The sequence below is a fragment of the Halobacteriovorax sp. JY17 genome, from assembly GCF_002753895.1.
GTDB lineage: Bacteria > Bdellovibrionota > Bacteriovoracia > Bacteriovoracales > Bacteriovoracaceae > Halobacteriovorax.
Map to the genome: position 1 here is coordinate 295,047 of NZ_NJER01000002.1, position 14,161 is coordinate 309,207.

At 34.7% G+C, this 14,161-nt stretch carries 8 protein-coding genes; all 8 read left to right on the forward strand.

The genetic code is table 11. The annotated features are described in order from the left end of the window. Window positions 1-57: 57 nt before the first annotated feature. The 8 genes from CES88_RS09765 (at window position 58) to CES88_RS09800 (ending at window position 14,073) form a co-directional block, all read left to right on the forward strand. Complete coding sequence (locus tag CES88_RS09765) at window positions 58-2,418, forward strand: PD-(D/E)XK nuclease family protein (protein ID WP_290733837.1); 2,361 nt, start codon at window positions 58-60, stop codon at window positions 2,416-2,418. Beyond that, window positions 2,418-5,735 carry a UvrD-helicase domain-containing protein gene (locus tag CES88_RS09770; RefSeq protein ID WP_290733839.1) on the forward strand — a complete coding sequence of 1,106 codons (3,318 nt, stop codon included), beginning with the start codon at window positions 2,418-2,420 and terminating at the stop codon, window positions 5,733-5,735. The genes CES88_RS09765 and CES88_RS09770 overlap by 1 nt, the downstream gene beginning before the upstream one ends. A 94-nt stretch (window positions 5,736-5,829) precedes the next feature. Beyond that, window positions 5,830-6,540, forward strand: coding sequence for an outer membrane beta-barrel domain-containing protein (locus tag CES88_RS09775; RefSeq protein WP_290733840.1), 711 nt, complete (start codon window positions 5,830-5,832; stop codon window positions 6,538-6,540). A gap of 24 nt (window positions 6,541-6,564) precedes the next feature. Then, complete coding sequence (locus tag CES88_RS09780; protein WP_290733842.1) at window positions 6,565-7,989, forward strand: hypothetical protein; 1,425 nt, start codon at window positions 6,565-6,567, stop codon at window positions 7,987-7,989. Continuing rightward, a complete protein-coding gene (locus CES88_RS09785; RefSeq protein ID WP_290733844.1) occupies window positions 7,979-10,864 on the forward strand; it encodes a tetratricopeptide repeat protein in 2,886 nt (961 codons plus the stop codon). Before CES88_RS09780 ends, CES88_RS09785 begins: the two co-directional genes overlap by 11 nt. After that, window positions 10,861-11,784, forward strand: a complete 924-nt coding sequence (locus CES88_RS09790) for a tetratricopeptide repeat protein (RefSeq protein ID WP_290733846.1) — start codon at window positions 10,861-10,863, stop codon at window positions 11,782-11,784. The genes CES88_RS09785 and CES88_RS09790 overlap by 4 nt, the downstream gene beginning before the upstream one ends. Continuing rightward, window positions 11,781-12,038, forward strand: coding sequence for a hypothetical protein (locus CES88_RS09795; protein ID WP_290733848.1), 258 nt, complete (start codon window positions 11,781-11,783; stop codon window positions 12,036-12,038). Before CES88_RS09790 ends, CES88_RS09795 begins: the two co-directional genes overlap by 4 nt. A gap of 13 nt (window positions 12,039-12,051) precedes the next feature. Beyond that, on the forward strand, window positions 12,052-14,073 hold the full coding sequence (locus tag CES88_RS09800; protein ID WP_290733849.1) for an AgmX/PglI C-terminal domain-containing protein: 2,022 nt from the start codon (window positions 12,052-12,054) through the stop codon (window positions 14,071-14,073). Window positions 14,074-14,161 lie beyond the last annotated feature (88 nt).

A 14,161-nucleotide genomic window follows, 5' to 3' on the forward strand; every position in this document is an offset into this window, starting at 1 on the left:
TGATTATCACTGAAATCTTTAACACAGCGAGACTTGTTGTGTCATGGGGAAAATCTTGTGCTAAGCGTATATTTATATGAAAACTCAACAGAAATTTATAACCTTGAACCTCTTGGAAATAGTGAAGAGAAGGTTGTAGTAATCTGCCCTCATCCTATGGCCGCTGACTCCTTGAGATCTCGAATTTCTGATCCATCTCGTGCCGAGGTAATAACAATTTCAAAGTTCTCATCGGATCTTTTAAATAAAATAGATGAAGAAATTATTTTAAAGAGAAAGGCCGATCTATTAGGACAATTAGCTACAATTTGGAAGAAGAAGTTAAGCGATTACGCTGCGGACTCTTTCTTTGATAGCTTTAACCTTTTCACAGAACTACGTGGATATAGTTTAGACTTTGAAATGATTAAAGAAGTTTTACCTTCTTATGATGAAGCCATTCAAAAAAGTCTTCCAATCTATTGGATGTACTTTGAACAACTTGGAATTGTTGACGAGCATAAGGCCAATGAAATTCTCTCACATCATTTAAAAATTGGGATTAGTGAAGAAGTTGAAACGACTTACTTATTCTGGGGATTTAATCATATAAACTCTGGGCAAATCGACTTTATTAACTCACTAGCAATTCGAAACAAAGTTATTATTCCTTTTCCAAAAGAAGTTTTTAAACAAACAAGACCAGGTGATTGGATTAGGTGGTTTAAGGCGGATGAATTAAGAGAAGAACTTACTGAATTTAAAAGAGATGTGAAGAGTTATTTCTTTCCTAAGAAGAGATTGGCCCAGAAGTTAAAAGAAATATTAGATGTAGAAGAAGTTGAACAGATAGTTCTCGCTGAGAAGAAAGTAACTCTCGACTCTTGCTTAGAAGTAAGTGTTCTTCCTACCCACTTTAGAACGACGGCAGATCTTTTTAGTGCTTACACAAAAAGAGCAATAGATGAAATTGAAAGTGTTGTTGGAGAGGGGATTGAATGTGAAGAATTGATTTCTTGTGTTAAGTCTAAGGTCGCTTTTGAACTGAGCAAGAATATCGAAGAAAAGAACTTTCGACTTATTAAGGTTTATAGCTCTCTACTAAAAATTATCACAGATTATAAAGCCCTTTCAGATGATAATGAATTTATAAAGTTCTATGACGTTCAAGTTGTAAGAGAAATAATAAGTCTAAATCTTCCAAGAGATTACTTTGCTCCTATATCAAATTTAGAAAAGAAGATCTCCATTCTGGGGTTGAATGAATTAGAGAGTAGTGAAGATGTTGAGTCAATTTTTCTGCTTACTGATGCCTATCAGGGAGTTAAAAAGGGAGGAAGTAAGTATCAAGAAGATATAATGAAATTTCTCTCTTCTCTTGGCCCAATTCAAAGACCCGAGCTTGAGTTTCTTATGGTTCGCGAAAAGTTTAGAGAACTATTAGATAAGGGTAAAATTATTTTCTGTATTCAAGAAGGCCTTGTTGAATCAGATCGAAGTTGGAGTGAATTCTTTAGAGGAGTTGAGTTTCTTCGAGAGGAAATATTCACACCTAAAGTAGAGACCTTTCGAAATGTACTTGAAACAGAAGGGCGATCTTTTGATCAAAAAGTATCTGCTAGTAAACTTCAAACTTATATCGATTGTCCAAAGAAGTTTTTCTATACCTATCTTGAGAGAAAGGAAATCGATGCTTCAAATTCCAAAGATTTGAGACCAAACGAAATTGGAAGTTTAGAGCATGAAGTGATTGAAAAGTATTTTGATAAAGTAAGAAATTGGGATGAAGGAGTTCTTCGAGAAACCGTTTCAGAAGTTTATAAGAAATTTGTGGAAGAAAACCGAAAACTCTTGAGCGAAGTTAAAGAGAAGATTTCACTATATGAAATTTATAACTATAGTGAAAATGGTGTTAAGTATATATTAAACATCTTAGAAAATATGGTTGGAAGTGAGGTTTCATTTGAGGCCTTTCTTGCAGATAAAGAATTTGTTTCAGGTCGAATCGACTGCATTATTAAATTCGAAGATAAATTTATTATTTTAGACTTTAAAAGATCAGGCTTTAGTATTCCAAGTAAAGGTGAAATTGAGAAGTATAGCAAGATTCAATTACCTTTCTATCTAAAGCATTTTGGAGGAGAAATTCAAGATGTTCTCTTTTGGGGATTTGTAAATCTCTCAAATACAGAAGAGTCTCTACTTATCCATGGCGGACACGAGCTTGGAAAAGACTTTATGGAAAGAGTGGGACTCGGTGTAAAGACACGAAAATCTGCCTTTGATGATTTGAATTTATGGTTTTCAGAATACTGTGAATTTGAAGATGAGGTTATTGAAGAGTTGAAGAAAGAAACTCTGTGGAGAGCGAATCCATCTAAAGATGATGTATGCACTTTTTGTTCAGTATCAAATCTATGTACAAGAGGATCAGTATAATGAGAGAGCCTAATTCAGAACAAAAGCTTGCCATAGAGCATACAGGAGGTGTTCTCTTAAGTGCAGGAGCTGGTTCAGGGAAGACATTTGTTCTTGTTGAACATGTTATTTATCTTGCAAAGAGATTCATTAACCAAAATGAAAATATAGATTTAATTGAATTTGAGCAGAAGATTCAATCTTATTTCTCAAAAATTGTTCTAATGACATTCACTAAAAAGGCTGCGGGAGAAATTTATGAAAGATTGGTTCAGAGAATTGAAGTTCAAATTGAATCAACTCAAGATAACTTGGAGAGTTGGTTAATTATAAAGAATGCTGTCGACTTTATGACAATAAGTACGATTCATGGATTTTGTTATAAGCTAATAGGACAAGGATTGATCCCCGGAGTCTCTTCAAGTGTAGGAATTATTTCTGAGAGTGAGTACCGTGAAAAAATAAGCAAACTCTATGAAAGATGGTTTGAGAACCATCTAGAAGAAATTCCAAGTGAAGAGTTTAGAAAGATTATTTCTCTTAATTCATCTCAGATAACAAAATCAATGCTAAATATTTTTGGTTCACCGGAAATAAGGTTGATGTGGAAAGATTTAAAGTTTGAAAACCTGGAGAAGGATTCGAGCGAGATATGGCCGAAAATATGGGAACTTCTAGGGGTCGATGAATTATGGAATAATCCAATCGATTTAATTCCTTTTAGCGAATTCAGTGATAAGCCTTGGTTTCAAGTCATTCAGAAAATTCAAAATAAGTATCAAGGTAAAACTCAATGGAAGTTAGAAGACTTTGAGTTCTCTATTGAAATGTTTGATGGAATATCTAGGTTAACAGGGCCTAGTAAGAAAATTATAACAAATGAGCTAGAAGAACATTTTTCTTTGATTAAGGAGTTTAGAGGCTTCTTGAAGAAATACACTGAAGATATAACGCAAACTTTTACCTCAATGAATGAAGATATAAAAAAGTGGTGGGAGTCCACTCATCTAATTTATCAATATATAGAAAAGCATTACCGAGATATTCCTGGAGTTACATTCTCAGATTTAGAATACTATGTTTCTTTATCTCTTTGTGATGAAGAGACAAGGAAGAATATCGCTCACAATTATGAATACTTTATTGTAGACGAATTTCAAGATACTTCTGAAGTTCAATTTGAAATGCTGAGTCAAATTATTGATGGGGATTTTCATAAGCTCTTTACTGTAGGAGATATGAAGCAGGCCATCTATGGTTTTAGAGGTGGAGAACTTGGTGTTTTTAAAAGTTGTATGGAGAAATCTCCACAAACACTTAAGCTTTCAAATAACTATAGGTCAAAGGCAAATATAATTGACTTCAATAATTATGTTTTTGATTACTTATTTAAAATCGGATTAAACTTCGAAGGTATAGATAACCATAGTGTACCAGTTGATTATCAAACATTTCCCTTTGAAAAAAACAGTGAAAATTCTGGAAAGGTTGTAGTCTCTAATTATGATATTGGAGAATTCTTTGAAGAAAAAGAAAAGCCAAAGAGTGAGGACTTCTCTCTCTTTGAGTCAAAGTCTTTTCTCACACAAATTGAAGATATCTTTAAAAATACAGATGAAAATGTTTGTGTTCTTTATAAGAATCTAGGTCCTTCAAAGTATTTAATTAATGAATTAATAAAAAATGATTTAAGTTTTACTGCACAAATTAAAGTACCTTTGGCAGAAGACCCAATCTTAGCAATATTTAAAACACTTGTTGATTTTCTTCTTTCTAGTGAAGAAGAGGAAGATGTCGCGAAGTTAAAATTCTATCTCAGTGGGTACTTTAATTTACTTAATCTCTCTATCTCTGAAACACTTGAAGAGGTGGTTAAGCAATTTGTCGCAGACACTTTAACTCTTGGTGTTTACAATTCATTTTTAAAGTTCAGCTTTTCTGCAGGACTTCTAAACTCTAATCATAAGAATAATGGGCAAATTGTAAAAGAGCTCTGTGAAATGTGTGGAGATGATTTAGAGCAAATTCAAATGAAAATCTTTGGTTATTCAGATGTTAAGTATTCAATTGATTTTGAATATGGAAAGGACGCCAAGAGAATTCAAATTATGACAGCTCACGCCTCCAAGGGACTGGAATTTGATAATGTATTCATAGGCGGAATTCATAATAATGGAAGGACAATGCCCGAGATGAGTTTCTTTGGAAAGCTTCCATGGAGTTTTAAGTGGAAGAAGGATTCAAGGCAAAAGACTGCCTATGCAACACCAACGTTTATTTACGAAGGCCTTCTTTATAAGAAGAAAGACTTTGCAGAGTCAAAGAGACTTTTCTACGTCGCAAGTACGAGAGCACAGAAAAATCTCTATTGGACCGATCTTTCTTTAAATGGGGAGCCTCTTCAAAGTGCAAAGAATAGTTGGATTTGTGGACTTAGAAAGTGGCAGGAAGAAGACTTGATTAAGAAAATTGATTTTATGGAAGTCATTAAAGATAATCAAAGAAATATTGAAGGACTTGATGTTGAATTTGTAAAACTAAAAGCACCTCTCTTTCATATGGACTCTTTAGGAGTAACTTCAGCAGTAAGTAATGATAGTAGTCTAGGAATAATCTCTGAACTCTCAGTAACGAGGCTTGCCTCAATTTCTCAATGCCCTCGGAAATTCTATCTATTAAATGTTTGTAAATTTACAGAAGAAGATGTTGTTGAGCTAACAGGGAAAGAGTCTGTTTTTAGTGGAATTAAGGCAAGTGAAATAATTGAAGAAGAGGGCGTCATAAGCTCTAGCGCTTCTAGAGGAACAGAAATACATGAAGCTCTAAGTTTTGCTATCAAGAGAAATTGGATTGCCCCAGCTTCTTTTATAGATAAAAATATTAAGAAAGATATAGCGGCCTTTGATTGGACCATTTCAAAGCTAAAAGAAAAGAGTCTAGACTATAATTTTATTTCAGAAGAAATGATAAAGTTTCCATTCTTTGAGCAAATGATTTCTGGAACACCAGATTTAGTTCTCACACCAAAAGAATCAGGTAATCAGCTTGAAGTTTGGGATTTTAAAACAGGACAAAGAGAGGAGGCCAAGGAAGTACCTTATTGGTTCCAACTGAAGTCGTATGCTTACGCCTATCAAGTTCTCTATCCTGAGTTTGCAGATAAGCCAGTTAAATTAGTTCTTTCATTCGCAGACATGCAGGAAAATGTCGAAGTAATCTTAACTCATCAAGAGTTGAAAGAATCGCTACATAAGGATTGGGAACTCACTTCTAAACCGGACTTAATTAATCAGGATCATTGTAAGCAGTGTACATTTGGAAATTTATGCCACTTTTAGGTTGACCGGTTTTTAGATTTACACAGATATGCTAGAATAAGTGTATGAATATAGAGGGGAGGAACCCCTTTTTTAATTAGCAGGACGCGTGTTTATGAATAAATTCATAGTATTCTCATTTTTATTAGTTAATTTCTTTTATTCAGTTCAGTCATTTGCCGCCGAAGGTGACGCCTATGACTTTTCTTGGCTTGACCCAGACAAAGAAGTTTTTGTTTTGCAAAATAGAAAATTTCGAAAAGCTGGTCGTCTACATGCTACAGGTGGTTTTGGATTTACAACTTCTGGAGCGTTTGTTGATGCAAAGGCATTTCAAGGACGTGTAGGCTACTTTGTTAAAGAAGAATTAGGTGTCGAGTTTGTTTACTCTAAAAATAGTGGTGAAGAAAACTCTACAGCAACTTCTGTTCGTAACCCAGGCGGACCGGGATCATTTCCATTTAGAAGAATAGTAGATAGTTATATGGGAGCAATGTTCTTGTGGTCTCCTTTTTATAATAAGATTAATACCTTTAATAAAATAATTTATATGGATTGGATTCTAGGTATTGGTTTTGCAAAGCTAGAAGAGACTAATAATAGAAATGAAATTACTTCAAGTGGTGGAGATACGACGCTAACAACTGAGTCACATACGGGACTAATGTGGGATGTGGGAGCGAAGTTTTATATTACAGAGAGATGGGATTTAAGAATAGATCTAACTTCTGTAAATTATAAGGCCATGGAAGCTAAGACTGTAGGAGCTGAAGAGAAGCTTTATAGTAATTACGATTTAACAATCGCACTTGGAATCACTTTCTAAATAAGGATGAACAGGATGTTCTTCATGAAGAAAAAAATAATTTTACTAGCAGCTACGCTATGTTTAAATGTTGCAGCAAGTACTGATGTCGCTTGGGACTATTTAAGGAAAAGCCAGGGAAGTGTAAAGTATTATCCCAGCGTTATTCAAAATCTAGTTAAGGAAAAACTGTATTTCGCTTCAATCCCTTACATTAAGGAACTCTTGGCGAGAGGAAAGAATTTAAATAGTAGAGAATTGGATTCTCTAATTGATGAAGTTGTAACAAATGTTGGTGTTAAGCAATTTGAAGTATTGCCTGTTTCTTTCTTAGAGAAATCAAAAGCTCCAACCTTAAAGTATATACTTGCAAAGAAATACTTCCGAAAAAGTGATTTTCCAAAAGCACTTAAAGAGTTAAATGGGACAATCCCTAGTGGGCACCCATCAAAAGCTTTTGCTCTTTTCTTAGAAGGGTCAATTTTCTCTGTTACAAAGAAATATTCTTCAGCCATCAAAGCTTATGAGGAATGTATCTCAAAGTCTGAATCTACTGATAATAGAGGAAGTGTTAACAGAAAGCGTCAGCTTAGTATTAACAGAGATTACTGTATTGTCGGAAAAGCTAGAGCTCACTTTTCTCAAGGGAAATATGAACTTGCGAATCTAGACTACCTAGACCTTTCAAAGTCATCACATATTTGGCCTGAAATACTCTTTGAAGAAGCTTGGAATGGATTCTATATGAGAGATTATAATAGAACTCTTGGAAAGTTAGTTACCTATAATTCTCCGTTTCTTTCATTTATTTTTAACCCTGAAATAGACGTTCTAAGGTCTCTAACATATATGGAACTTTGTCTATGGCAAGATACACTTAAGGTCGTGGATGAATTTTACGCAAAGAATGAAAAAAGCCATAGAGAAATAGAGTCTTTTTTGAAAAAACATGGAAAGGACTATAAGTATTTTTATCTTTTAGCAAAATCAAAAATGAAAGGGAAAGAAAGTGGAAATGAGTTATTAAATAGAATGCTCAGTTCAATTTCTAGAGACCCTACATTTAGAGAAATGTTTGATTTCTTTCAAACTGGTAGAGATGAATTTGAAGTGATTAATAAGCTACCAAAGAGTCAGATTAAAAATATTTTGAAACTAAATTTAAAAGAAGCTCTTCTTCTTCAAAGAAATCTCGTAGGTGCCTATGTTAGAAAACAATTACACTTGGGCTGGCATCAAGTTAGAAAAACATTCTTAGATATGAGTTATATTAAGCTTGAGGTTCTAGCTAGAAGAAAAGAGAGTCTTTATTCTCCGGACTTGTCTATGAATAGAGGTCGTGGAGATATTAGAAATCTTAAGAGAACTGATAAGCAATATTTTTGGAATTTTAATGGAGAGTTTTGGGCCGACGAACTTGGTGATTATGTATTCTCTCTAAAATCGGAGTGTAGTGGTAATGCTCTTTAATAATTATATAAAGAAAATTTTAATTGGATTTCTGCTCCTGTCTTCAATGGCTTCATTTTCAAATGAGGCTAGTCGAAGAGGTGAGTTAATTAAGGTGATTGATCTAGAGCTTAGAGAAGTGACAAGACTTAATAAGCAGACAAGAACCTCTAATCCTGACCTACTTCTTAGAATGGCTGAGTTACTTTTAGAGAAAGCAAGACTAGTAAAAGAGCTTGAAAATGCACAATTTGTTCAATTAGATGCTGAGAAAAGACAGAAAATAGATAAGAGAAAATTCTTTAGTAAGTCTAATAACTACTTTGTCCAGGCTCAGAAAACTTGCCAGCTTATTTTAAAGAAGTTTCCAAGATTTAAAGGCAAGTCAGATGTTTATTATATTATGGCCTATAATGCCAAAGAGTTTCAGCAGGATAAGAAAGCTCAGAACTACTTTGCAAGATCAGTTAAGTCATCTGGTAAAACAAGCTTCACATCGACAAGATCAAAAATAGCTCTGGCAGAAATTTACTTTAATCAGGGTCAGTATAAGAAAGCTATACCTCTTTATGAGAATGCTTTTAGAAATAAGAAGTTTAGAGATAAGTGGTATACAAAAGATAGCTACAACCTTGCATGGTCTTACTATAGATCTGGAAGAGAGAAGAAAGCGATTTCTCTAATGAGAGAGGCCTATAAGCTCAGTAAAAGTCCAAAGTATGTAGATATGAGTTTTTCAATTGAAAGAGATCTTGCTTATTTCTATACGGACTCAGGTCAAGTTAATCAAGCAGTTAAGTTTTACAAGAGTATAGGAAAGAATATCGCCTCAAATCTTTTAAAGGTTTCAACTTACTTAATGAATAGAGGTAAGTACTCTCAAGCTGAAAAAACTTTAAAACAAGCATTAAATTATAAAGTTTCAGAAGAAGAAGAAATAGAAATTAATATTAAACTTCTAAGTCTGTATGAGAGATTTGGGAAATATTATAGCCATCAAAAAGTAGCTAGAACACTCTTGAAATATTACCAGCAGAAAAAACTAAACCCTGAGCAAGTAAAAGCTCTTGAGTACCAACTGAAGAGAATTAGTGGAATAGTTCAAAAACAAGTAAGTGGAAAACAATATAAGAAGCAGAAGAAGACACTCTATAGTAAGGCCAAGTTAGCAGTAGGTTACTTTGCACTTCTTTCTGAATTTGATCCACTAAATGCTTACAAGTATACCTTTTTAGGTGCGGAAACATATTACGCTGCAGGAATGAATAATAGTGCCGTAGAAGAATATTCTCAGTCCTTAAAAAGAGCGCAAGATATCAACAATGAAAAATACATCAAGCTATCTAATGAAGGAATGATGGCGGCCCTAGCTGGGAAGAATATTAGTAAGAGAAGTAAAGATAAGTATATTGAAGTAGCTTACTTGAATTCTCTTAGAGAGGATCCACGCTCTAAGCAAGCAGATAAAATCTATCAGAGACTATTTAGCCTATACTTTGCGAAAGGAGATATTCCTTCGTGTGAGAAAACCCTTCTTTCATATAAGAGTAATTTTCCGCGTAGCTATTCTACACAAGAGGCCATGTTAGCAAAAGTAATGGATCACTATAAGAAGAAGGGCGATATTGCAGGAATTAAAGCTTGGGTTGCAAGAATTAATGCAGGAGACTTCAAAGTTTCAAGCAATTATGCAAAGAAAGTTAAAATGACTGTTTTAACAATGCAATTTGAAAATGTTGAGAGTGCTAGTTCTAAAGGAGACAAGAAAAAAGCCCTTGCTCTTTATGTAGCAATTTACAAGGACCCATCCACTGATGGCGAAGCAAAGAAGAACGCCTCATATAATATTGCGACTCTCTTTCATGAATTAGGTGATACATATAGAAGTTACGGTTGGTCTAAAAGGGCCCTTTCTCATATGACTCCAAAGAATGTTAAAAAGTTTCAAGCATCTTTCTTAGTTATTGCAAATGACCTATTCAATCATCAGAAAATTACTGAAAGTGTTGACCTATACGCATCTGTTCTTGAAAAGCTCTGCGGGGAAAGAAGTAGTAATAAAGCAGTTTTTCTTAAGAATGCTGTTGTTGTTGCTCTTGCCAGTGGAGATGATGCTAAGGCCAGAGACGTCTTAGATAGCGCCTATCGCTGTAATATTTCAACTGCGAAAATTGATGAAATGGAACTTGAATTCTTAAATTATGAAATTGAGAAGAAGAATTGGTCAAGTGCTGTAAAGCAAGTCGAGAAACTGAGTCGATCGAGCAGTATTTACCCTCAGCTAATTTATCCCCTAGGGAAAGTTCGAAACGCCTATCTCGCAGCAGGTAGAGTAAGTAACGCGAGATCAATTGAAAATGATATTCAAAGTTTTTATTCAAAAATTAAGAATAAGAAAAGCTTACAACTAGAAGCTTTAGATGAGGTAGCTTCAATTCGAATTCAAGGTCTAGAAAGAAGAGTCGATCAACTAAAAGGGTTTGAACTATCATTTCCAGATAAGAAGTTTAATGAACTCCTTAAGAAGAAATTCTCAGCCCTTGATGGACTTACAAGTGAAGCCATTTCAATTATGAATATAGGTTCTGGAAAAGGAATTATAAAGTCATACGCAATGTTAATAGATGCATATAATTATTTAATAAATGAAATTGATAAATTTTCACCTCCCGGAAAGTCTCCCGAATATGTGACTTCATTTAAAAATAGTATGAAAAATCTTGTTAAACCATTAATTGCGAAAGCTTCTGATTTTAAGAAAGAAGCTACAAAACAGATTTCAACAAATAAAATTCTATCAGAAGATAATCAACTAGTTTTATTCGAAGGAGGCTTTTCTCCGGAGTTTATTCCTGGCAATAGTGGAGTGTTGATGGATAAGGGAGGACAGAGATGAAATTACTAATACTCTTAGCTTTATTCACTGTCGTAGGTTGTTCATCAAGCTCAACAAATAATGAAGTTGCTGGACCTACTTCAGGATCAATTGAAGAGTTTTCTTGGGTAGAGAATGCAGACTTTAAAGAAACACCAGAAGTTCCATTTAGTTCTAGAAATGATTCATTCCAGGGGGATATTGCAAATGTAGACTCTTTATCAACTGAGTCTTTAGCAAGAATTCCTGAACCGAAACTAGAAGAGGTTGACCAAAGTACAGATGCCTTAGTTCAAGGTGTAACTCATTGTTATAGAAGAAATTTTAAAGCAGGTGAGAAGATCTTTCAAGATAACTTTAGAAAGTATAAGTCTCACCCAGGTTATTGGAATCTGCTTGGAACTTGTTATTATTTACAAGGGAAAATAAGAGCTGCTCTACTTTATTATAATAAATCTCGTGATCTAAAGAAGGACTACGCCCCACCTGTAAATAACCTTGGTGTTATTTATCAATATCAAGGCTTAGAACAAAAAGCACTTGCTGCTTACAAGAGAGCTTCAGAAGTTGGAGCCTTTAGTATGACACCAATGTTTAATATGGGGCAATTGTATCTTAAGTATCATTTAACTCATGATGCAAAGATTATTTTTTCAAGATTAGTTAAAAAGAACGCAACAGATGTTGATGCCCTTAATGGACTTGCGACAAGTTATTTGATGGAAGGAAATGCAAAAGCAGCGGTCTCTCTTTATTCGAGACTTACTGCTGTTCATTACGTTAAGCCTCAAATAGGTATAAACTTTTCTTTGGCCTTAGCAGATGTCGGAAGATCAAAAGATGCTCATACAATCCTCTCTTCAATTGATACTGGGAGTTTAGGGCAATATGCAACTTACTATAATAAAGTTTTAACTAAAATATCAGGAGCAAAGAAATGAAAGTTCTAGCACCACTATTTATACTTCTCATGGCCTTTACGTCTGTTAAAGCGCAAGAGAGAAAGAAGAATGTTGTTTATAGATATAAACAATATGAGAAATTCGACTTTGAAGATCTTGTAATTGAGGGAGAGACAGGAGGACCTGGAGATCTTTCTATTGCACCTAGATATCAAAAGAAATTTAAAAATAAATTACCATATAGAAAGAATTTTAATGCTGAAATTAGAAAAGGTGTTGAGAGAGTTCGTTAACAGGGATTAATACGTGAACATAGACGTTCTTGCAGAATTAAGTGAGGCCTATGAGCTACTTCCAGTAGGAGTTAGTCATGGACAAGAGGGAAAAGTTATTAGGAAACGTAGGGTTCTTGTAGGAAGTACAAGTGCTTGCGATGTCCAGATATCTCATTCTTCAATTAACTCGATTCATGCCGTGATTGAAGTCACAAATGGAAGTTTCAAAGTATTCGATATGGATACTCATATGGGAACTTATATAAATGGAAAAAAGGTTGTTACCGAGAGCTTCGAGCTTGGTGATACAATTAAGTTTGGTTCAATTGAATTTGCATTTAAAGTATTTTCTAGGGACGACTTACCTCCACCATTAGATATGCTTGCAGTGTCACTTCCTCCAATTGTTGAAGATGTTGAAACAAAGAGATCTTTGCCTGAGAGTCCTGATCTTGCAGGAAAAGAGGCACCAAAACTTCCAAAGAAGGCTCCGGTTGCAGTGAAAGAGGGAAGTTCTCTGCCAAGAGTTGAGTATCCTCTTGGAGCTGATCCAAAAGCCGACTTTACGGAATATATTTTTGAAGATGTTGAAACACTCTATCCAATATTTGATTATTCTCCCTCTAAGAGATCTGTTGAAATCATCATTCTTCATAAAGATAGAATTCATAGCGTTGATTATCTTCCATATAAAGATGGTGTATATAACTTTGTGGGATCTAATCCAAAATCAAGAGATGTTGAATATGCTTATCTTGGTAAGAAGGAAAAGATACCATTTGTTGAAGTAAGAGGAAGTGAAATATTCTTATCTTCATTGCCTGGCTATAAAGAGATTTGTTTAAACGATAGTAAGAAAACTTTTGCAGGAGGACAGTATCATCTTCACGATAGTGATATTGTTCGCTATGTAAATGGAGACCTTCAGGTTTATGTTAGAGGGACCGAGGCTCCTCCAAGAGTTGCTCATGCGCCAATTTTAAGAAGAGATAAAGAATTTACTAAATGGTTAATTCTTGTTTTCTTAATGTGTTTTCTATTTCTTGGTATTTTCACTTTCTATACTGTTGATGAAGAACTTGAAACAGAGAAAGCTCCTGAGAGAATTGCAACGATTCTCTATAAGCCTAAGAAGTTAACTCTTTCTAAGTCTAAGGCCATAGACAAGACCAAGGAAGCACCAAAGAAGATTATTCAAAAATCTCCTTCAGTGAAGAAAATTAAAGTGACAAAAGAAGTGAAGAAAGTAACAAAGCAACCTGCAAAAAAGGCCGTGGTTAAAACGGGAGATAAGTCTGCTAAGTCGACGGCACCAGCTAAAAAGGCTGAGGCTAATAAAGGTAAAGTTAACAAGAATATTAATAAAGTATCTCCTACTAAAAATAGTGGTGGTAGACCTACTCAGGCTCGTAACTCTGTGAGCAAAGCTAGAGCAAATAGTAAAGCAAGAGGAGCTGTCGATACATTTAAGTCTGTAGACTTCTCAAGTACTCTAAGTTCACTCATGGCCAAAGGTGGGGGAGCTAAATCTGCACAAGCAGTTAATACTCTAAGTAATAATCCTGGTAGTGGGGCAAGCCTTGGTGGAAGTGAGTCTTCCACTTTAACGAGGGCTAAAGTTTCAAATAATGTCGGAAGTTTAACAGGGGCAGCATCTGGGAAATTAGATTCTTCTAAGGGTGTTAGTGGTCTTGTGAACAAGAAGAGTATTTATACGGCAGGAGTTCCTTTTGAAGAGGTTGTTCTTGGTGGAATGGACCCAGATGTTATTAGGAAAATTCTCATTGATAATATTCCGCAGTTTAGATATTGCTACCAACAAGAGCTTGATAAATCTCAATCTGCCTTTAACGGTGTTGTAAGACTTGATTTTGTAATCGGAGCTTCTGGACACGTTTCTAAGGCAAGCGTTGAATCAGCTTCAAGTGGTTTACCATCAAAAGTTAAAGGTTGTGTTGTTAATGTTCTTAGAGGAATAAAATTTCCTGAACCTCTCGGGGGAGGAGTCGTTGAAGTTAACCAGCCATTTAATTTCTATCCAAAGAGAAAGTAATTTTAGAATTTAGATTGTTTATAGAGGGCCTGTTTGGGCCCTTTTTTTGTATGTAATACTTTCGTGAGAGTATGCTTAGTCAAACAAT